At 74.5% G+C, this 19,159-nt stretch carries 21 protein-coding genes; 8 read left to right on the top strand and 13 right to left on the bottom strand.

The window, feature by feature from the left end; genetic code table 11:
* Both GA0070213_RS17805 and GA0070213_RS17800 read left to right on the top strand, forming a co-directional pair.
* Positions 1-361: C39 family peptidase (locus GA0070213_RS17805; RefSeq protein WP_175441386.1), on the top strand; the 361-nt coding region annotated here is incomplete at its 5' end.
* 202 nt (positions 362-563) lie between these two features.
* On the top strand, positions 564-2,225 hold the full coding sequence (locus GA0070213_RS17800; protein WP_175441391.1) for a glycosyltransferase family 2 protein: 1,662 nt from the start codon (positions 564-566) through the stop codon (positions 2,223-2,225).
* Here GA0070213_RS17800 and GA0070213_RS31595 read toward each other — a convergent pair.
* From GA0070213_RS31595 to GA0070213_RS17785, 4 genes are all read right to left on the bottom strand, one after another.
* Positions 2,215-2,511, bottom strand: coding sequence for a DUF6510 family protein (locus GA0070213_RS31595; protein ID WP_175441385.1), 297 nt, complete (start codon positions 2,509-2,511; stop codon positions 2,215-2,217). The two genes, GA0070213_RS17800 and GA0070213_RS31595, sit on opposite strands and share 11 nt — an antisense overlap.
* A gap of 15 nt (positions 2,512-2,526) precedes the next feature.
* Positions 2,527-3,282 (bottom strand): ferredoxin reductase, encoded by a 756-nt coding sequence (locus tag GA0070213_RS17795; RefSeq protein ID WP_091065156.1) that lies wholly within the window; start codon positions 3,280-3,282, stop codon positions 2,527-2,529.
* A gap of 1 nt (position 3,283) precedes the next feature.
* Positions 3,284-3,883, bottom strand: coding sequence for a sulfite oxidase-like oxidoreductase (locus GA0070213_RS17790; RefSeq protein WP_091065152.1), 600 nt, complete (start codon positions 3,881-3,883; stop codon positions 3,284-3,286).
* A gap of 74 nt (positions 3,884-3,957) precedes the next feature.
* Positions 3,958-4,971 (bottom strand): TerC/Alx family metal homeostasis membrane protein, encoded by a 1,014-nt coding sequence (locus GA0070213_RS17785; RefSeq protein ID WP_091065145.1) that lies wholly within the window; start codon positions 4,969-4,971, stop codon positions 3,958-3,960.
* Positions 4,972-5,218: 247 nt separating this feature from the next.
* Here GA0070213_RS17785 and GA0070213_RS17780 point away from each other — a divergent pair, with 247 nt between their 5' ends.
* Positions 5,219-6,376 (top strand): CaiB/BaiF CoA transferase family protein, encoded by a 1,158-nt coding sequence (locus GA0070213_RS17780; protein WP_281182297.1) that lies wholly within the window; start codon positions 5,219-5,221, stop codon positions 6,374-6,376.
* A gap of 550 nt (positions 6,377-6,926) precedes the next feature.
* On the opposite strand, the gene GA0070213_RS17775 is transcribed toward GA0070213_RS17780, so the two are convergent.
* Positions 6,927-7,334: a DUF2267 domain-containing protein gene (locus GA0070213_RS17775; RefSeq protein ID WP_091065138.1), complete on the bottom strand. Its 408-nt coding sequence runs from the start codon at positions 7,332-7,334 to the stop codon at positions 6,927-6,929.
* Positions 7,335-7,473: 139 nt separating this feature from the next.
* Between GA0070213_RS17775 and GA0070213_RS17770 the strand changes: the two genes are divergently transcribed.
* Complete coding sequence (locus tag GA0070213_RS17770; protein ID WP_091065135.1) at positions 7,474-7,743, top strand: DUF2795 domain-containing protein; 270 nt, start codon at positions 7,474-7,476, stop codon at positions 7,741-7,743.
* 277 nt (positions 7,744-8,020) lie between these two features.
* On the opposite strand, the gene GA0070213_RS17765 is transcribed toward GA0070213_RS17770, so the two are convergent.
* The 3 genes from GA0070213_RS17765 to GA0070213_RS17755 are packed head-to-tail and all read right to left on the bottom strand — an operon-like array spanning position 8,021 to position 10,229.
* Positions 8,021-8,992: a pirin family protein gene (locus GA0070213_RS17765; RefSeq protein WP_091065132.1), complete on the bottom strand. Its 972-nt coding sequence runs from the start codon at positions 8,990-8,992 to the stop codon at positions 8,021-8,023.
* Between the two features lie 16 nt (positions 8,993-9,008).
* A complete protein-coding gene (locus GA0070213_RS17760; protein WP_091065125.1) occupies positions 9,009-9,842 on the bottom strand; it encodes a hypothetical protein in 834 nt (277 codons plus the stop codon).
* 30 nt (positions 9,843-9,872) lie between these two features.
* Positions 9,873-10,229, bottom strand: a complete 357-nt coding sequence (locus GA0070213_RS17755; protein WP_091065121.1) for a MazG-like family protein — start codon at positions 10,227-10,229, stop codon at positions 9,873-9,875.
* 93 nt (positions 10,230-10,322) lie between these two features.
* Here GA0070213_RS17755 and gdhA point away from each other — a divergent pair, with 93 nt between their 5' ends.
* On the top strand, positions 10,323-11,654 hold the full coding sequence (gene gdhA / locus GA0070213_RS17750) for an NADP-specific glutamate dehydrogenase (RefSeq protein WP_091065298.1): 1,332 nt from the start codon (positions 10,323-10,325) through the stop codon (positions 11,652-11,654).
* Positions 11,655-11,743: 89 nt separating this feature from the next.
* Complete coding sequence (locus tag GA0070213_RS17745) at positions 11,744-13,132, top strand: alpha/beta hydrolase family protein (protein ID WP_091065118.1); 1,389 nt, start codon at positions 11,744-11,746, stop codon at positions 13,130-13,132.
* Here GA0070213_RS17745 and GA0070213_RS17740 read toward each other — a convergent pair.
* Positions 13,096-13,842: a DedA family protein gene (locus GA0070213_RS17740; RefSeq protein WP_091065115.1), complete on the bottom strand. Its 747-nt coding sequence runs from the start codon at positions 13,840-13,842 to the stop codon at positions 13,096-13,098. The two genes, GA0070213_RS17745 and GA0070213_RS17740, sit on opposite strands and share 37 nt — an antisense overlap.
* A gap of 65 nt (positions 13,843-13,907) precedes the next feature.
* Here GA0070213_RS17740 and GA0070213_RS17735 point away from each other — a divergent pair, with 65 nt between their 5' ends.
* Positions 13,908-14,600, top strand: coding sequence for a nitrilase-related carbon-nitrogen hydrolase (locus tag GA0070213_RS17735; RefSeq protein ID WP_091065111.1), 693 nt, complete (start codon positions 13,908-13,910; stop codon positions 14,598-14,600).
* A gap of 24 nt (positions 14,601-14,624) precedes the next feature.
* Positions 14,625-15,293, top strand: coding sequence for a phosphotransferase (locus tag GA0070213_RS17730; RefSeq protein WP_091065108.1), 669 nt, complete (start codon positions 14,625-14,627; stop codon positions 15,291-15,293).
* Positions 15,294-15,299: 6 nt separating this feature from the next.
* Here GA0070213_RS17730 and GA0070213_RS17725 read toward each other — a convergent pair whose 3' ends face one another.
* From GA0070213_RS17725 to GA0070213_RS17710, 4 genes are all read right to left on the bottom strand, one after another.
* Complete coding sequence (locus tag GA0070213_RS17725; RefSeq protein WP_091065295.1) at positions 15,300-16,739, bottom strand: serine/threonine-protein kinase; 1,440 nt, start codon at positions 16,737-16,739, stop codon at positions 15,300-15,302.
* Positions 16,740-16,814: 75 nt separating this feature from the next.
* Positions 16,815-17,663 (bottom strand): SAM-dependent methyltransferase, encoded by an 849-nt coding sequence (locus GA0070213_RS17720; protein WP_091065104.1) that lies wholly within the window; start codon positions 17,661-17,663, stop codon positions 16,815-16,817.
* Between the two features lie 91 nt (positions 17,664-17,754).
* Positions 17,755-18,642: a helix-turn-helix domain-containing protein gene (locus GA0070213_RS17715; RefSeq protein ID WP_091065099.1), complete on the bottom strand. Its 888-nt coding sequence runs from the start codon at positions 18,640-18,642 to the stop codon at positions 17,755-17,757.
* A 104-nt stretch (positions 18,643-18,746) separates the two neighbouring features.
* Positions 18,747-19,004 carry a DUF397 domain-containing protein gene (locus tag GA0070213_RS17710; RefSeq protein ID WP_091065094.1) on the bottom strand — a complete coding sequence of 86 codons (258 nt, stop codon included), beginning with the start codon at positions 19,002-19,004 and terminating at the stop codon, positions 18,747-18,749.
* Between the last annotated feature and the right edge of the window lie 155 nt (positions 19,005-19,159).

Below are 19,159 nucleotides of genomic sequence, written 5' to 3'. Positions count from 1 at the left end.
CACCAACAGCATCAACGACATCACCCCCGTGCTGCACAAGGAGACCGGCAAGCCCTACAAGTCCGTCGAGATCCGCAGCCCCAAGGCCGACGACAAGCAGACCGACACCCTGCGCGCCGACATCGTGCGCACCGTCGACGACGGCCGCGCCGTGGTCGCCAACATCGCCGGCACCACCACCGACACCGACGGCACCACCCACTCCTTCGAAGGCGGCCACTACATCAGCGTCGTCGGCTACCAGAACGACGGCCACACCGTCACCATCGCCGACAGCGCCAACCCCGACCAGGCCTCCTACCGCATCACCGTCGACAACCTCGCCGACTGGATCGCCACCCGCGGCTACAGCACCAGCTGACCCGCCGACACCCGCACCGGGCCCGACCCCACCAGGGGTCGGGCCCGGTCGCGTATCCAACCGCCGCCTCGACGTCACCTCGGCGTCACGTCGGTGTCGTCACCCGGACGGGTCGTCCCACCACGCTGGGTCGCGCCGGACGAGCCGGACGACCGACGGAGGACCCGCAGTGACAGCCGAGGAGGCGACGGAGCGCCCGCCGGTGGCCCGCCCCGACGTGAGCGTGATCGTGCCGGTCTACAACACGCTGCGCTACCTGCGGCCCTGCCTCGACTCGCTGCTGCGGCAGACCATCGGCGCGGACCGGATGGAGATCGTGGCGGTGGACGACGGGTCCACCGACGGCAGCGGTCGCCTGCTGGACCGGCTCGCCGCCCGGCACCCCGGGACCCTGCGGGTGGTCCACCAAGCCAACTCGGGCGGCCCGGCCGCGCCCTGCAACCGTGGGCTGGAGCTGGCGACCGGCCGGTACGTCTTCTTCCTCGGCTCCGACGACCGGCTCGGCCCCGAGGCGCTGGAACGGCTGGTCGCCGCCGCCGACCGGTACGGCTCGGACGTGGTGCTCGGCAAGGTCGTCGGCGTCAACGGCCGGCACGTCTTCTCCGACGTGTTCGCCGCCGGTAACGCCGTCGACGTGAGCCTCTTCGACTCGGCGCTGCCGTGGTCGCTGGCGAACACCAAGCTGTTCCGCCGGGACCTCGTCGATCGGCTCGGGTTGCGGTTCCCGGAGGACATGCCGGTCCTCAGCGACCAGCCGTTCACGCTGGCGGCCTGCTACCACGCGCGCCGGATCACGGCGCTCGCCGACTACGACTACTACCACGCGGTACGCCGGCTGGACGCCCGCAACATCACCTACCACAGTCGCGTCGAGCAGCGTCTGACCAGCGTGGAGCGGCTGTTCGCGTTCGTCGACGGGCTGATCCCGGCCGGCGCGCGCCGCGACGCGGTGCTGTGCCGCCACGTCGGGCTGGAGCTGGCCAACCTGGTCGGCGACGACTTCCGCCGGCTGGACCGGGCCGCGCAGGAACGGGTCCACGCGACCGTCCGTCGACTGGTCGAGCGGTACGTCACCGACGGGCTGCGGGACCGGCTCGACATCGAGGCCCGGCTGCGCCTGGGCGCGGTGAGCGCCGGTGGGGTCGACGAGTTGCTGGCCGTCATCGACCAGGACACCCGCCGGGGCGTACCGGCCACCGTGGTCGAGGCGGGCCGCTGGCACGCCGGCTACCCGGGCGCGCCGGCCGCCTGGACCGACGTCACCGACGTACGCGCCGACTGGTTGGCCCGGCTGGACACCGTCGAGGTGAGCTGGGTGGACGGACAGACCGTCACGGTGACCGCGCGCAGCCCGTACCCCCGGTTCGCCGCGGAGGTCGGGCCGGTCCGGCTGGTGGCCGGCCCGGTCGCGGGTGCCACCCGGCTCGACGCCACCGACCCGAGCGGACGGACCATGCGCAGCGACTTCCCGGTCGACCGGCTCCTCGCCGCCAGCGCGGCCAGCGGCCAACGCCACCCGGTCCGGGCCGAGGTGGACGGCGACCAGGGTCGGGGCCGGGCGCCGGTACGCGCGCCCCGGCTCGCCACCGGTCGGCCCCGGTTGCTGCGACACGGCGCCCGGCTGTACGGGGTGGCGGCGACCGTCGACCCGCGCAACGGCCAGCTCGTCCTGTCGGTGGTGCCGGTGACCGTCGGTCAGCTCGTCGGCCGGCTCCGCCGCCGCCTGCCCGGCGCGGCTCGCCCGACCCCGGTGGGTGTGCCGCCGCGCCTCGGAGCGCCGACGACGCGGACCGCGACGGAACGCGCGGGCCAGCACGCCGAGCCCGGAGCGGCTGCGGTCGGGCACCTGACCGTCACGCCCTGAGCGCTCCACCGGACCGGTCCGTCGGCATGGGGACCTGGAGGTACGTGGTGCCGCGCAGGTCCAGCCAGGCCCGCTCGGGCGCGCGGACCAGGCGCACCATCACCCCGGTGCACGCCGGGCAGCGCCCGACCAGGCCCGGGGCGTGCGAGTAGACGTGCAGGCCGGCCATCGGGCCGGTCATGCCGCAGTTGTCGCAGCGTCCGGTGGTGGCGCTCAGGTCGACCGCGAGGAGTTCACGCAGCGGCCCGTCGAGCATGTTGCCGTCCAGGTAGGTCATGTCGGTCATGCGCCCTCCTCGGGGTCAGCCGGTCGGCCCGAACCGCTCGGTCCGCACCCGCCGGGTCGGGTGGCCCAACCCCACGAGCAGGTCGGCCACGGTCTCCACGAACCCGGTGGGGCCGCAGACGTAGCAGAGCGGTTCCAGGTCCGGCGGCCAGCCGTGGCTGTTCACGTCCGCCAGCCCGATCCGGTGCGGCTCGCCCCGCCAGCCCTCGGGCGCCTGCCGGGTGTAGACGTAGGCGACGTCCAGGCCCTGGTCGTCGCGGGCCCGGCGGCGCAGCTCGTCGGCGTAGATCACGTCGTCCGGGGTGCGCACCGAGTAGATCAGCCGGAACGGGGTCCGGCTGCCCGCGGCCCGGCGGGCCCGGACCATGGCCATCAGCGGCACCACCCCGGAGCCGCCGGCCACCAGCAGCACCGGCGCGGTCTCGTCGGTCCGCCAGACGAACCAGCCACCGACCGGCCCGCGGACCTCCACCGGGTCACCCTCGGCCCAGGTGTCGACCAGGTACGGCGACACCTCGCCGTCGGGTACCCGCTGCACGGTCACCTCGATGCGCTCGCCGTCGGCGGGGCCGGCGAGCGAGTACGACCGGGCCGCCTGGTAGCCGTCCGGGGCGGTCAGGCGCACGTCGACGTGCTGCCCGGGCAGGTGGCCCGGCCAGCCGGGCACGTCCAGCAGCAGCGTCTGCGCGGTCGGCGTCTCGATCCTTCGCTCGACCAGCCGGGCCACCCGCCAGGTCAGCGGCGCCACCCGGCCGGTGGTCGGGGCCGCCACCTCAGTCGCCCTGGTAGCGCTGCTCGCGCCACGGGTCGCCGTAGTCGTGGTAGCCGGCCGTCTCCCAGAAGCCCGGCCGGTCGTCGGCGAGCAGCCGGATGCCGCGCACCCACTTGGCGGACTTCCACAGGTAGAGGTGCGGCACGAGCAGCCGGGCCGGGCCGCCGTGCTCGGCCGGCAGCGGGCTCCCGTCGTACGTGTGCACCACCCAGGCCCGGCCGCCGCGCAGGTCGTCCAGCGGCAGGTTGGTGGTGTAGCCGCCGTAGGAGTGGGCCAGCGCGTAGCGGGCGTCGGTGTCCACGGCGTCGAGCAGCGTGTCCAGCGAGACGCCCTGCCAGCTGGTGCCGAGCTTGGACCAGCGGGTGACGCAGTGCAGGTCGACCGTCGGCGTGTCCTGCGGCAGGCTCATCAGGTCGGCCCAGGACCAGCGGTGTTCCGCGCCGGTCTCGGTGGTCAGCACGAACTCCCAGGTGTCCGTGGGCACGCGGGGCGTCGGGCCGGCGGAGAGCACCGGAAAGTCCTCGGTGAGGTACTGCCCGGGCGGCAGGTCCGGCGCGGACGAACGGGGCCGGCCCTGGAAGCCCGGCGAGACGATTCCCACCCGTCAGTCCTACCACCCCCGGTCGGGCCGAGGAACGGGTTCCGGGGCCCCGGTGTCGACCGGGGCCCCGGCGGTCACTGGTGCACGACGGTGCGGTCGCCGTCGCCGCTGTTGCGGGTCGCGCGCAGGCTGGTGATGGTGACGATCACCAGGACGCCGATGATCACGCCGAGCGAGGCGAGCGTCGGGATCTCCGGCACGCCCTTCCAGATGCCGTGCGCCCAGTGCAGGCCGAGCTTGAGCCCGATGAACGCCAGGATGACGGCCAGGCCGTAGCTGAGGTGCACCAGCCGGCTCAGCGCCGCGTGCAGCACGAAGTAGAGCGCCCGCAGGCCGAGCAACGCGAACGCGTTGGTGGCGAAGACCAGGTACGGGTCCTCGGTGATGCCGTACACGGCGGGCACCGAGTCGACCGCGAAGACGATGTCGGTGGCCAGCACCGCGACCACGACCAGCGCGAACGGGGTGAGGGCGCGGCGGCCCTGCTGGCGGATGGTCATCCGGGTGCCGTGGTACTCCTCGACCACCGGCATGACCTTGCGCAGCAGCTTCACCGACCGCATCTTGTTGATGTCGACCTCCTGCTGGTGCCCGGAGAGGGCGTCGCGCAGCAGCTTCACCGCGGTGGCGATGAGGATGATCGCGAAGAGCAGGAAGGCGAAGTCGAGCGTCTGCAGGGCGGCGGCGCCCAGCGCGATGAAGATCGCGCGCAGCACCAGCGCGCCGGCGATGCCGTAGAGCAGCACCCGCTGGGCCAGCGCGGCGGGCACCGCGAACGCGGCCAGCAGCAGCATGAAGACGAAGAGGTTGTCGACCGAGAGCGACTTCTCGACCAGGTAACCGGTGAGGTACTCGATGCCCTGCTGGCCGCCCCAGCGGGACCAGATCCAGGCGCCGAAGGCCAGCGGCAGCGCGATGTAGAAGGCCGACCAGCCGAGCGCCTCGCGAAGGGAGACCTCGTGCGGCTTGCGGGTGACCAGGAAGTCCAGCACCAGCAGGGCGAGCACGCCGGCGATCGTCACCGCCCACAGCGTCGGCGTGCCGATCGACGACAGCTCACCCGCGGACAGGTAGGACACTTCGGTCATGGGGCCTCCTCGAACACCGTGTCATGTTCGAGGTCTCCTTCACCCACGGTTTCGTGGGCAACCACCCGAGGCTCGCCTCCGGGGGCTCGCCGTACTGACCGGAATGGTTCGTGGGAAGTACTCCCCTCGCGACTCCAAGGCTAGGCCAAGCCGGGCCCGGACGCCAAGTCACGGCACGCATGATTGCCCTGGTCAACCGCTGTGTCCCGGATCGGGGCGTGGCGCCGCGGGGCCCGAGGCCCCTAGGGTGACGCGGGTGAGCAACTCCGGACCGCTGACCGGCGTACGGGTGATCGAGCTGGCCGGCATCGGCCCGGGGCCGTTCGCCGCCATGATGCTGGCCGACCTGGGCGCGGACGTGGTGCGCGTCGACCGGGTGGGCGGGGGCGGCTTCGGCGCGTTCCCCGGCGACCTGCTGAACCGCAACCGCCGCTCGGTCGCGCTGGACCTCAAGCACCCGGACGGGCAGGAGCTGGCGCGGTCGCTGGTGGCGGGCGCGGACGCGCTGGTCGAGGGCTTCCGGCCGGGCGTGGCCGAGCGCCTCGGCCTGGGCCCGCACGAGTGCCTCGCCGCCAACCCCCGCCTGGTGTACGGGCGGATGACCGGCTGGGGGCAGGACGGGCCGCTCGCCCACACCGCCGGCCACGACATCGACTACCTGGCCCTGACCGGCGCGCTGCACGGGGTGGGTCGGGCCGGCGAACGTCCGGTGCCGCCGATGAACCTGCTCGGCGACTTCGGCGGCGGCGGCATGATGCTGGCCCTGGGCGTGGTGGCGGCGCTGCACGCGGTGCGCGGCGGCGCGCCCGGCCAGGTGGTCGACGCGGCCATCGTGGACGGGGTGTCGGTGCTGGCCACCCAGATCCACGCGCTGCGCGGCCTCGGGTTCTGGCAGGACCCGCGCGGGGTGAACCTGCTCGACGGCGGCGCGCCGTTCTACGACACCTACGAGTGCGCCGACGGCCGGTACGTGGCGGTCGGCGCGTTGGAGCCCCAGTTCTACGCCGAACTGGTCCGGCTCACCGGTTTCCCGTTGGCGGACGACGAGGCCCCGGACCGGGACGACCCGACGAACTGGCCGGCGTTGCGGGCCGCCTGGGCCCGACTGTTCCGCACGCGCACCCGTGACGAGTGGGCGGAGCTGCTGGCCGGTACGGACGCCTGCGTGGCGCCGGTGCTCGACTGGGCCGAGGCCCCACGGCACCCGCACCTGGCCGCCCGGGAGTCCTTCGTCACGCCGGAGGGAGTCACCCAGCCGGCCCCGGCACCCCGCTTCTCGGCCACACCGACCTCGGTTCGCCGACCGCCGCCGCAGCCGGGTGAGCACACCGACGAGGTGCTGGCCGAGGCCGGTGTGGACGCGGCACGGATCGCCGCGCTGCGCGCCGCCGGCACCATCGGCTGAGCGACCGGCGCGGCGACAGGGCTGGGATCCCCGTCGCAGGAGGACCGGACGCGGGGCGATTCACCACCCGGGGGGTGACCGTCGTCCGGCCCTCGCCGCCGACCACTGACGGTAGCCAGTCCTTCTGTCACTCAACGTGTCCGCGTCGCGCGGGCTGCGGGCATCGCTCCGACCGCCTTTGCTCTGCAGCCACGGACGCAGCGGGGCCTTGAGCTGGGCCTTCCGGGGCCGCGGTGTGACGACGATCCACTCAGAAATGTCACGCTACGTGCGTGCTGCGCCGATGGCTGCAGAGCAAAGGCGGTCGGGGACACCGGCGACGGACGCGCTACCCGCGACGGAACGTAGCCGCTTCCGTCGCGGCGGCACCAAGGCCACGCCACCGGCCGACGGGCGACGCGCGGCGGGCGACCGGCGGCGGGCGACGGGCGGCGACGGGCGGCGGGCGACCGGCGACGGGCGACCGGCGACGGGCGACCGGCGACGGCCCGTGCGGATGACCGCCGCGACGCCTGCTCGGCCCCGGCCTGGCCCACGGTTTCGGCCCGGGTCAGCGGCGGCGCGCGGTGGCCGGTGCGAGGGCCGGCTCCACCATGTCCCGGTAGTCGCGGGGCAGCTGCACCATCACGTCGGCGAACTCGCCGCTGCTGATCGCCGCGCGCAGGGTGGCGAACACCGCCCGCGCCGCCGTCCGGGCGGTGTTCTCGTCGCAGTCGGCCCGCCGGGCGACCCGGGCGACGAACTCGCCCGCACCGAACCGTTCGGCCGCCTCGGTGTGCGGATGGGGGCGGAGCGCAGCCCACAGCGGCTTCGGCAGTTGCGCGGCGAGGTCCAGCACCTCTCCGCCGGTCATCCGCTCGGCCAGCGTCTCCAACGTGGCGGCGGTGAGCGTCGCGGCCCGGTCCTCGGCGGTCCCGGTGAGCCGGGCGACCCGGGCCACGAACGTGTGGTGGTCCATCGGTGCTCCCCCTTCGGTGCGCGCAGCGGCTACCCGCACCGGCGCGGCGCAAACAGCGGGAGGTCAGGCGTGAGTCGCGGCGCGACGGGTAACCGCCGCGCGGTCACGACCCGACGACTGGCGCGAGGAGCCCCGACCCATGGCGAGCTATTCGGACGTCCTTGAGTACCTGTCCGCGCTGGACTACCCGGCTGGCAAGGACGACGTCATCCGCGAGGCCGAGCGGGAGGGTGCGCCGCCGGACGTGTTGCGGGCGTTGCGGGCGCTGCCGCCGGTGGACTACGCCAACGGCGTCCAGGTGGCCCGCTCCGCCGGGATCGACGCGGCGCCCGAGGTGGACCGGTCGCAGCGGGCGGCGCAGGCGCGCGACGACCACACACGTGTCTCGCAGCACCTGCGTGGCATCTGAGCGGCACGGCGGTGCCCGGTCGCCGCGCGGCCGGGCACGACGCTGGACAGCGGGGGGACGGCGACAGGCGGGCGCCCCGGGTCGCGAACCGCGACCTGGGGCGCCACGCAGCACCTGTTCCTGACGGTGCGCGCCCGAACCGGGTCGCGATCACCAGGTGGTGGATGTTCGCCCGAACCGGGCGGGCATCGCTGCCACGATCATCATACGACGCGGCATCAGCCGAACGGGTGAGATTCGGGAAAGTGTGTCGGGCGGCACGCCGCCCCCGACGACCTCAGCCGCGTACGCCGCCGCTGCGGTCGCGGGCCTTGAGCCGGGTGGTGGGCAGCGCGGGCGCGGGCAACGGGGGCGCTGCGTCGTCGGCGACCGTGCCGAACCGGCGCCCCGCCATCCAGTCCTCGCGCGCGGCGGCGACCTCCTCGTGCGAACGGCCGACGAAGTTCCACCACATCACCAGCGGCTCCTCGAACGGTGCGCCGCCGAGCAGCAGCAGCCGACTGCCGGGCGCCGCGCGCAGGATCAGCGCGGTGCGGCCGGTGCCCAGGTAGAGCAGCGCGCCGGGGGCGAGCGCCACGCCGTCCACGTCGGCCGAACCGGACATCGCCAGCAGCCCGTACTCGAAGTCGGGCCGCAGCGGCAGCGTGGCCGGCGCGGCACCGCGCGCCTCGAGCTGCGCGCCGAGCAGCGGGGTGTGCGCGACGGCGGGCGAGCGTTGCCCGCCGAACTCCCCGACGAGCAGCGTCAGGTCCCAGTCGCCGTCGCGCCACCGGGGCAGCTCGGCGTGGTGGGCGAAGTCGGGGTCACCGGCCCGGGCCGGGTCGGGCAGCGCCACCCAGAGCTGCACGCCGTGCATCAGCGGCGGGTGCGCCGACGGCGAGCGTTCCGAGTGGGCGATACCCCGCCCGGAGGTCATCACGTTGAGCTGGCCGGGGCGGATCGGCTGCACGTTGCCGAGGCTGTCCCGGTGCAGGATCTCGCCGTCGAGCAGCCAGGTGACCGTCTGCAGGCCGGTGTGCGGGTGCGGCGGCACCTCCATGCCCGGCCGCTCGGCCACGTCGTCCGGGCCGAAGTGGTCGACGAAGCACCACGCCCCGACCATCCGCCGCTGCCGCTGCGGCAGCAGCCGGCGCACCGTGGTGTAGCGGCCGAGGGGGACGTCGTGGCCGGGCAGCAGCACGCTGCCCGGGTCGGTGGCGCCGACGCCGGGTGGGAGCGTCTGCGCGGGCAACGATTCGGTGCGGTCCACCGCCCGAACTGTACGCTCAGTCCGCGGTGACGCTCACCGCGTTCGCACCGGCCACCAGGTCGAGGTAGAGCCGGTCGGCCGCCCGGTCCCAACCCGGCGAGCCGACCACGTCACCGGCGGCGATCCCGGCGCGGCGCTCGTCGTAGACGGCCAGCGAGCCGGCGCCGGAGGCGACCCGCACCCGGACCGGCGGGCCACCGGGCACGGTGACGCTCAGCTGGTTGACCCCACCGGTCATCCGCACGGCGAGCGTGCCGTCGAGGGGCGGCAACCGCAGTTCGGTACGGGACGCGCCGCCGACCATCTCGAGACCGGCGAGCCGGGCCGCGCCCAGGTCCAGTTGCTGCTCCCGAACGCCGCCGACCAGGCGCACCCGCCAGGTCAGCCGGGAGTTGAGCACCACCTCGACGGCGGACGGGCCGGGACGGCCGTTCTCCCGGATCCGCAACCGGACCCGGTCGCCGGTCACCTGCGGGCGCGGCGTCACGCCAGCGTCGTCCGGCGCGCCGATCCGGTAGAGATCGTCGCCGAGGTCCGCGGCGCGCAGGGTGAAACTGGTCAGGCCGTCGGTCAGCTCGAAGTCGGCCCGCCGACGGTCCCCGCGCGGGGCGGTGAGCGTCTCGGTGGCGGCGACCTCGGCGCCACCGACGCCGCCCGAGCCACCGGCGCCGGTGGCCGGCGACGACGGGCCGCCGGAGAAGACCACGCCGAGGCGGGCCGGGTTGGACAGGGTGACCGCGACCGCGACCCCACCGAGCGCCACCACCAGCACCGCGGCGGCGACGAGCAGCCGGGCGGTGGCGGACCAGCGTGTGTCGGTCAGGTCAGCGTCGTCCCCGGATGTCGTCATGGTCGTCCCCTCTCGCCGGTCCCCACCGGGTCATACGTCTCCGTTTCCGCCACGGTTCATTCCACCGGGCGGGGAGGCGTCGGCGAGTCGGGCCCGCACCTTGGCGGCGCCGCCGGCGAGCGTGGCCTGCGCGTCGAGGCCGAGGCTCTCGATCGCGACCAGCGCGGTGAACGCCACGTCGGCCAGCTCGGCGGCCACCTCCGCCCGGGTGTGTGTCACGCCCTTGCGCGGGTTCTGCCCGAGCAGGCCGATCCACGCCGCGGCCACCTCACCGGTCTCCTCGCCGAGCTTGAGGATGCGGCAGGTCAACTCCGTGTCGCCGGTGCCGTTGGCGGCGTCCAGCCAGGCGCGGGCGTCCCGCGCCGCGGTCCAGATCGTGTCGTCCATCCGGTCAAGTGAACCGGACGGCGGTGACGATCCGTATCCGGGGGCGGCGTGGGCAACGGTGCCGGCGCCGGGAAGCGGAAGGACGTGCCCGTGATGCCGGAGACCGTCGAGACGGTGTTCGCCAAGGTGGTCGCGCGGAACCCGGGCGAGCCCGAGTTCCACCAGGCGGTCCGGGAGGTGCTGGAGAGCATCGGCCCGGCGCTGCACCGCCACCCGGAGTACGCCGGGGTGGTCGAGCGCATCTGCGAGCCGGAGCGGCAGGTCATCTTCCGGGTGCCGTGGGAGGACGACCACGGCCGGGTGCGGGTGAACCGGGGCTTCCGGGTGGAGTTCAACAGCGCGCTCGGCCCGTTCAAGGGCGGGCTGCGGTTCCACCCGTCGGTCTACCTGGGCATCGTGAAGTTCCTCGGGTTCGAGCAGATCTTCAAGAACGCGCTGACCGGGCTGCCGATCGGCGGCGGCAAGGGCGGCGCCGACTTCGACCCGAAGGGCCGCTCCGACCGGGAGGTGATGCGGTTCTGCCAGAGCTTCATGACCGAGCTGTACCGGCACATCGGCGCGCAGACCGACGTGCCGGCCGGCGACGTCGGGGTGGGCGGCCGGGAGATCGGCTACCTGTTCGGGCAGTACAAGCGGATCACCAACCGGTACGAGGCCGGCGTGCTCACCGGCAAGGGCCTCACCTACGGCGGCGCGCAGGTGCGGCGGGAGGCCACCGGGTACGGCGCGGTCTTCTTCGCCGAGGAGATGCTCAAGCAGACCGGGGACAGCCTGGACGGCAAGCGGGTGGTGGTGTCCGGCTCCGGCAACGTGGCCATCTACGCCGTCGAGAAGGTGCACCAACTCGGCGGCACGGTGGTCGCCTGCTCCGACTCGGACGGTTACGTGCTGGACGAGAAGGGCATCGACCTGGCGCTGCTGCGCGAGCTGAAGGAGGAGCGCCGGACCCGGCTCGACGACTACGTGAAACACGTGCCGCACGCGGTCGCGGTCCCCGGTCGTACCGTCTGGGAGGTGCCCTGCGACCTGGCGCTGCCGTGCGCGACGCAGAACGAGATCGGCGGCGCGGAGGCCGCCGCGCTGGTGGCCGGCGGCTGCGTCGCGGTGGTGGAGGGGGCGAACATGCCCACCACGCCGGAGGCGGTGCGGATCCTCGGGCGGGCCGGGGTGCGGTTCGCCCCCGGCAAGGCCGCGAATGCCGGCGGGGTGGCGGTGAGCGCGCTGGAGATGCAGCAGAACGCCAGCCGCGACTCGTGGACGTTCGCCCGGTCGGAGCAGCGGCTGCGCGAGATCATGCGGGACGTGCACGAGCGGTGCTGGGCAACCGCCGAGGAGTACGGCCTGCCGGGTGACTACGTGGCCGGCGCGAACATCAACGGGTTCCGCCGGGTGGCCGAGGCGATGCTGGCGCACGGCCTGGTGTGAGCGGTCGGTCAGTGATTGACAGGCCTCGACGTCCGGCCTAGGTTCAGGTCCCTACCGGTCGGTAGGGACCTTGTCCCCGGGGAGCAGCGATGCAGACCTCACCCACCCGCCGGCTGCTCGCCGCCGGCGCCGCCCTCGTGCTCGCGCTCGGCCTGGCCGGCGCGGCGCCCGCCGCGGCCGCCGGCCGCGACGACGGCAGCCAGCCGCTGCCCGGCTACACCATCGTCAACCCGCCACTGCCGCCGCTGGTCGTGGACGGTGCCGCCAGCACCGTCCGGCAGGGCGTGCACGCGCACGCCGGCTACGTCGTCGAGGTCCCCGCGAAGTGGAACGGTGACCTGGTGATGTGGGCGCACGGCTACCGCGGCCAGGGCACCGAACTCTCCCCCGAGACGCCCGCCTTCGACCTGCGGCAGCGCCTGCTGACCCAGGGGTACGCCTGGGCGTCGTCCTCCTACGACCGCAACGGCTACGACATCCGCTCCGGCGTCCTGGGCACCCGGGCCCTCGCCGACCTGTTCGCCCGCACCGTGCGGCGGCCGCACCGGGTGCTCATCGCCGGCGTCTCCATGGGCGGGCACGTCATCGGCCGCTCCCTGGAGCAGTACCCCGGCTACTACGCCGGCGCGCTGCCGATGTGCGGGGTGCTCGGCGACCAGGAATTGTTCGACTACTTCCTCGACTACAACCTGGTCGCGCAGGCGCTCACCGGAGTGCGCGCCTACCCACCGCCGGCCGACTACCTGACCAACGCGGTGCCCCGGATCCAGGTGGCGACCGGGCTGGCCGGCCTCACCCCCACCGGCCCGGACACCACGAACGCGCTCGGCAAGCAACTGCGCGCGGTCACCGTCGACCGCTCGGGCGGCCCCCGCCCCGGCGCGGACGCCGCGTTCGCGGTCTGGAAGGACTTCCTGTTCGGCATCGCCACCACCGACGGCGGCGACTCCCCCGCCCAGCGCCCCGGTCAACTCGCCACCAACCTGCTCACCCGCTACACCCCGAACCAGCCGGTGAACCTGAACACCACCGTGCAGCGGGTCGCGCCGGAGAACCTGCGGCAACGGCTGTCGGCCGGCCTGACCGAGGTGCCGCGGATCGCCGGCCGACCGGGCGTGCCGGTGCTCAGCCTGCACGACCTGGGCGACCTGTTCGTGCCGTTCAGCATGGAGCAGGCGTACGCCCGGGACGTGGCGTGGCACGGCCGGTCCCGGCTGCTGGTGCAGCGGGCGGTGCGGGCCGCGCAGCACTGCGAGTTCAGCCCGGCCGAGGCCGGCGCCGCCTGGGACGACCTGACCCGCTGGGTGCGCACCGGAAAGCGCCCGGCCGGCGACCCGGTCACCGACCGACGGGCCGTCGCGGCGGCGGACTTCGGCTGCCGGTTCAGCGACCCGGCCGCCTGGACCGCCGGCACCGGCACCCGCCGCCTCTACCCGGCGTGTCAGTCCTCGTCCGCGCCGTACCAGCCGCCCCGGTAGACGGTGCCCGGACGGGGTGGGGCGTCCGGGGTCGCGGCGGCCCGGCGGGACCGGCGCACCCGGCTCACCACGAACCACCCCACCCCGGCCACCACCGCCAGGATGACCACGTTCTGCAACGTTCCGGCGTACGCCTCGACCACGTGCCACTGCTCACCCAGCAGATAGCCGGCCAGCACGAACGCGGTGTTCCAGATCAGGCTGCCCAGCGCGGTGAAGAGCAGGAACACCGGCACCGGCATCCGTTCCACGCCGGCCGGAACGGAGATCAGACTGCGGAAGATCGGAATCATCCGGCCGAAGAACACCGCCTTCACGCCGTGGCGCAGGAACCACGCCTCGGTGCGGTCCACGTCCTCCAGCTTGATCAGCGGCAGCCGCGCGGCCAGGGCCCGCATCCGGTCCCGCCCGAGCGCCGCGCCGACGTAGTAGAGCGCCAGCGCGCCCACCACCGACCCGAGTGTGGTCCACACGATCGCGCCGACGAGGCTCATCCGGCCCTGGCTGGCGGTGAACCCGGCCAGCGGCAGGATGACCTCGCTGGGGATGGGCGGGAACAGGTTCTCCAGGGCCACCGCGAGGCCGGCCCCGGGGCCACCGAGCCGTTCCACCAGGCCGGTGACCCAGCCGACGGGTCCCTCGCCGGCCGGCTCCGCGGCCCGCGCGGCACTCACCCGGGGGCCGGCGAGCAGCTGTGCGTTTCCGATCATCCGACCACGTTACGGGGCGAGCGGACCGACGACCACGGAAAGCGGCGTCGGTTACGCTGCCGCCCATGCGTCCATCGCTGCGGATCGCGGTCGCCCAACCGCTCACCCTCGCGGACGACGTGGCGGGCAACGCCGCACGGCACGCCGCCGCGGTGCGGGCCGCCGGGGCCCGGGTGGTGGTCTTCCCCGAGCTGTCGCTGACCGGGTACGAGCTGGCCGCCGCGACGCTGGACCCGGCCGACGACCGCCTCGCCCCGCTGCGGGCGGCGTGCGCCGAGACCGGAACGCTCGCGCTGGCCGGCGCGCCGGTGGCCGGGCCGCACATCGCGGTGCTCGCGGTCGACGGCGAGGGCGCGCGGGTGGCGTACCGGAAGATGTGGTTGGGCGGCGCGGAGCCGCAGCGGTTCCGGCCCGGCCGGGAGCCGGCGGTGCTCACCGTCGACGGCTGGCGGCTGGGCCTGGCGGTTTGCAAGGACACCGGGGTGCCGGCGCACGCGGCGGCGACCGTGGCCGCGGGGGCGGACGCCTACCTGGCCGGCGTGCTGGAGTCGGCCGACGACGCCGCCGTGCCGGACGAGCGCGCCCGCCGGGTCACCGCCGTGCACGGCGTGTGGGTGGCGACGGCGAGCTTCGCCGGGTCGACCGGCGGCGGCTACGCGCGGGCGGCCGGCGGCTCGGGCGTCTGGTCGCCGGCCGGCGTGGCGGTGGCGCGCGCCGGCACCGCCCCCGGCGAGCTGGTCACCGCCACCCTGCACTGAGGACACCACGGTTACCGTGGAGCGGTGCAGCAGCGCCCTCCCCCGGTCAACGGGGCTCGTCTCCTGGCCGCCGGCCACACCGCGGACGTGTGGGAACTGCCACACGACCGCGTCCTGCGCCGCTACCGGGCCGGTGGCGATGTCCGCGCCGAAGCCGAGGTGATGCGCTACCTGCACCGGGCCGGCTTCCCGGTCCCCCGGGTGCACCACGCCGACGAGGGCGACCTGGTGCTCGACCGGGTCGGCGGGCCGACTCTGGTGCAGGCGCTCCACGCCGGCGACGTCAGCCCGCCCGACGGCGCGCAGATCCTGGTCGACCTGCACGCCCGCCTGCACGCGCTGCCCGCCCGTCGGTCGGCCGACCCGGGCGTCCGCATCCTTCACCTCGACCTGCACCCGCACAACGTGCTGCTCGCACCGACCGGCCCGGTGCTCATCGACTGGACCGACAGTGCTGAGGGCGCGCCCGCGCTGGATCGGGTGGTGACCGCGCTGATCCTCGCGGAGGTCGCCGTAGGCGGCGGGCCGTTGGCCGGGCACGCGGCCGAGCTGCTGGCGGACTACGTCGCAGCGGCCGGACGGCTGGAACCGCTGGCCGAGGCGATCCGGCACCGCGCCGACGGCCGAGCGCCCGATCCCGACCGTCTGCCCCAGGCGGCGGCCCTGGTCACGGAGACGATCCGCCGGCGGTGACGACTCCTAGCCCTGGTCGCCGCCGGCCAGGCGGTCGTAGCTGTCCAGCAGCTTCCTCAACGCGGCGCCGGTGGCCTCGTCGAGCTTCTCGTCGTCGACCGCGTCCTCGATCCGCTCCCGCAGGTCCTCGACCCGCTTGGCTCGGTCCTTCGGCCGGCCCCGATCCAGCTCGGTGACCTTCTTCCGAAGGTCGTCGGCCGTCTTGCGGTCGACCAGCCGGACCGCCGCGGCCCGGTCCAGCACGTCGGCGAACCGGCTCCTGAGCTGGCGCGCGGTGACCGGTTCGGGCGCCCCGGCGCGGGTCGACGTCGGTGTCGGCGTCGGCCGGGCGGCAGGCGGTGCGACGGCCGCGCTCGGGCGGGAAGTCGTCGTGACCACCGGCGCGGCGGTGGGCGGCGGGCCGGATCTGCCGTCGAGCACCAGCGCACCGACCAGCGCGAGCAGCAGCACCACCGCGCCGGCGACGAGCACCCCGGTCAGCCGGTTCGGCGGCACCTCCGGCCGCGACGACGGCGGAACGGCGCGCGACGGCCCCGGAGGCCGCTCGATCAGGGTCGGCGGGTGGGGCGCCGGGGTCACCGTGGGCAGGAACGCCGTCGGCGGGTCGACCGGGCGGGCCGCGCCCAGCCGGTCGGCCACCTCGGCCGCGGTGGGACGTCTGGCGGGATCGACCGCCAGGCAGGCCAGGACCAGGTCGGCGACGTCGGCGGGCAGCCCGGGCACCCGAGGCGGCGGCACCGGTGGTCGCCGGTCCCGCAGCTCGACCACGTCGTCCCAGGTCCGCACCGGCAACGGGGGACGGCCGGTGAGGCTGCGGTAGAGCAGCACGCCGAGCGCGTACACGTCGCCGGCCGGATGGGTCGGGCCGGGGTCGAGCCGTTCCGGGGCGAAGTATGCCGGGGTGCCGGCCAGTGGCTCACCCGCCGGCCCGGCCACCGGGTGCTGCGGGCCGGCCGGCGCGGCGATGCCGAAGTCGAGCACCTTCGCACCGGTCTCGGTGAGCATCACGTTGGCCGGCTTGACGTCGCGGTGCACCACGCCGATCCGGTGCGCGGCGGCCAGCGCGGCGGCGACCTGCCCGGCCGTCCGGACCGCGTCCAGCCAGGCGAGCGGCCCGCCGGCCAGCCGGTCGGCGAGCGTCTGCCCCGGCACCAGCTCCATCACCAGGTACGGCGTCACCACGCCGCCGGGCAGCGTCGCCTCGCCGTAGTCGTACACCTGGGTCACGTGCGGGTGGGTGAGCCGCGCCGCCGCGCGGGCCTCGCGCTGGATGGTGGCGCGCAGGTGCGGGTCGGCGGCGAGCCGGCCGGCGAGCGCCTTGACCGCGACCGGGCGGTGCAGCACCTCGTCGTCGGCGCGCCACACCTCCGACATGCCGCCGAGGCCGATGCGCTCGCGCAGGACGTAGCGGTCGTGCAGCCGGAGGTCGGGCGTGAACGGCGACATGATGGTCACCAGTCTGCCCGGCCGGCCCCCGTCCGCACCAACCGGCGGCCGCTTCGTCCCGGTCCGACCTGCCGGTCAGCGCTTGCGGGCGACGCCGCCGTACATGCTCACGTCGACCACCGAGGGGCGTGGCTCGGGCTCGCCGTCGGCACGCCACTCGGCCACCGAGCAGACGCCGGGCTCGACCAGATCGAGGCCGTCGAAGAAGCGGACGATCTCGTCCCGGGCGCGCAGGTTGATCACCCCGTGCGGCCCGCCGCCGCGCGCCGCCGCCTTCGCCTCGGCGGCGAGGTGAGCCGGCAGGTGGTCGTGGGTGGCGTGCGAGGCGACCAGATGGCTGCCCGCGGGCAGCGCGTCCAGCAGCCGGGCGACCGTGGCGTAGGGGTCGTCCGTGTCCGGCACGAAGTGCAGCACCGCCACCAGCATCAACGCCACCGGCTGGGTGAGGTCGAGCGTGCGGCGCAGGTCGGGGTGGGCGAGGATCCGCTCCGGGTCGCGCAGGTCGGCGTCGAGGTAGGCGGTGGCGCCCTCGGCGGTGCTGGTGAGCAGCGCCCGGGCGTGGGCCAGCACGATCGGGTCGTTGTCGACGTAGACCACCCGGGCGCGCGGGTCGACCGACTGCGCCACCTCGTGGGTGTTGTCGGCGGTCGGGATGCCGGTGCCGATGTCGAGGAACTGGCGGATCCCCGCCTCGGCGGCCAGGTGCCGGACCGCGCGCCGCAGGAAACGCCGGTTCTCCAGCGCGCTGGTCCGGATGGTGGGGAACGCGGCGGCCATCGCGTCGCCGGACTCGCGGTCGGCCTGGAAGTTGTCCTTGCCGCCGAGCCAGTAGTTGTAACGCCGCGCCGGGTGCGCCACCGACGTGTCGATCCGGTCGGCCGGGTGGCCCGCCTCGGTCGCCGTGCCACTCGCTTCGCTGGTCAACGCCGCCTCCCCTAGAACGCCACCGTTGCGGGGACGGCGTCCGTCCACTGTCGCCGGAACCCGGCCATGGTATCGCCCGGCGGCGCTCCGGTCAGGCCGGGTAGAGCTCGTCGCGGATGCGGGCCAGCAGTTCGCGCGTGCGCTCCGGCGGCGCGGCCTCGACGCACAGCCGCTCCATCGCCTCCGCGTAGTAGTCCAGGTCGTCCCGCTTGTCGAGGTAGATGGCGCTGGTCAACTGCTCGATGTAGACGATGTCGGGCAGGTCCTCGTCGCCGAAGCGCAGGATGCTGAAGGCGCCGCTGGCGGCGGCGTGCCCGCCGGCGGTGAACGGGACGATCTGGAGCCGCACGTGCGGCGCGGCGGTCGCCTCGATCAGCGCGTCCAGCTGCTCGCGCATCACCGCCGCGCCGCCGATCGGCCGGCGCAGCACGGCCTCGTCGAGCACCGCCCAGAGCTGCGGCGGGTTGGTGCGGCTCAGCAGCCCCTGGCGCTCCATCCGCAGGTCGACCCGACGGTCCAGCTCCGCCGGGGCGGCGCCGCGGTGCCCGAGCAGGATCACCTCCCGGGCGTACGCGGCGGTCTGCAGCAGGCCGGGCACGAACTGGACCTCGTACGTGCGGATCAGCGCGGCGGCCGCCTCCAGCCCCAGGTAGGACTGGAACCAGGTGGGGAGCACGTCGCCGTAGCGGTGCCACCAGCCGGGGCTGTTGGCGTCGCGGGCCAGCTTGAGCAACGCGGCGCGGTCCTCCGGCGCGGCGACCCCGTAGAGCGTGAGCAGGTCGGCGACGTCGCGTTCCTTGAAGCCGACCCGGCCCAGCTCCATCCGGCTGATCTTGGACTCGGAGGAACGGATCTCCCAACCGGCGCTCTCCCGGCTGACCGCGGCGCTCTCGCGCAGGCGGCGCAACTGCGCCCCGAGCAGCATGCGCAGCACCGTCGGACCGCTTGTCGGTCCGCCCTCGACGGGCACCGTCGCCACCTGACCGCCCTCGCATCCCGGCTGCTCCCGACCGGGCGCCCTCCCGGCCGACGAGTAAGCATGCCATGAACCGACAGTGAGGTGAACTCCCCCGGTCGGACGAATTAGTCCCGTGTACGGGACGGCGGGATCAGGTGGTCGAAGTCCCCGTCCCGGGCGCCGAGCACGAACGCCGCGATCTCGTCCACGGTGTAGATCAGCGCCGGCCCTTCCGGGTGCCGGGAGTTGCGCACCGCGATGCCGCCACCGCCGGGCAGCTCGGCCAGCTCGACACAGTTGCCGCTGGGGTTGCTGCGACGACTCTTCAACCACCGCATCGGGGGCAGGTGGGGCACGGGTACGCCGTTGGGAGGCGGTTGCATGGGCGTCCTTCGGGAAGGCCAGCCGAGGCCGCGGGGAGGAGCGGTGGGTGGCGTCGATTGTCGACTGAGGAGTGAGATGCACGTGCATCTGCTATTGCATCTGCAATGGACTGCGAGCATGATAGCCGAACGTACGGTGTGCCGGGTCGCTCACG

Source organism: Micromonospora humi, from assembly GCF_900090105.1.
Lineage (GTDB): Bacteria > Actinomycetota > Actinomycetes > Mycobacteriales > Micromonosporaceae > Micromonospora > Micromonospora humi.
The sequence above is the reverse complement of the archived record's forward strand: the minus strand, read 5'-3'. Positions and strand labels throughout refer to the sequence as shown.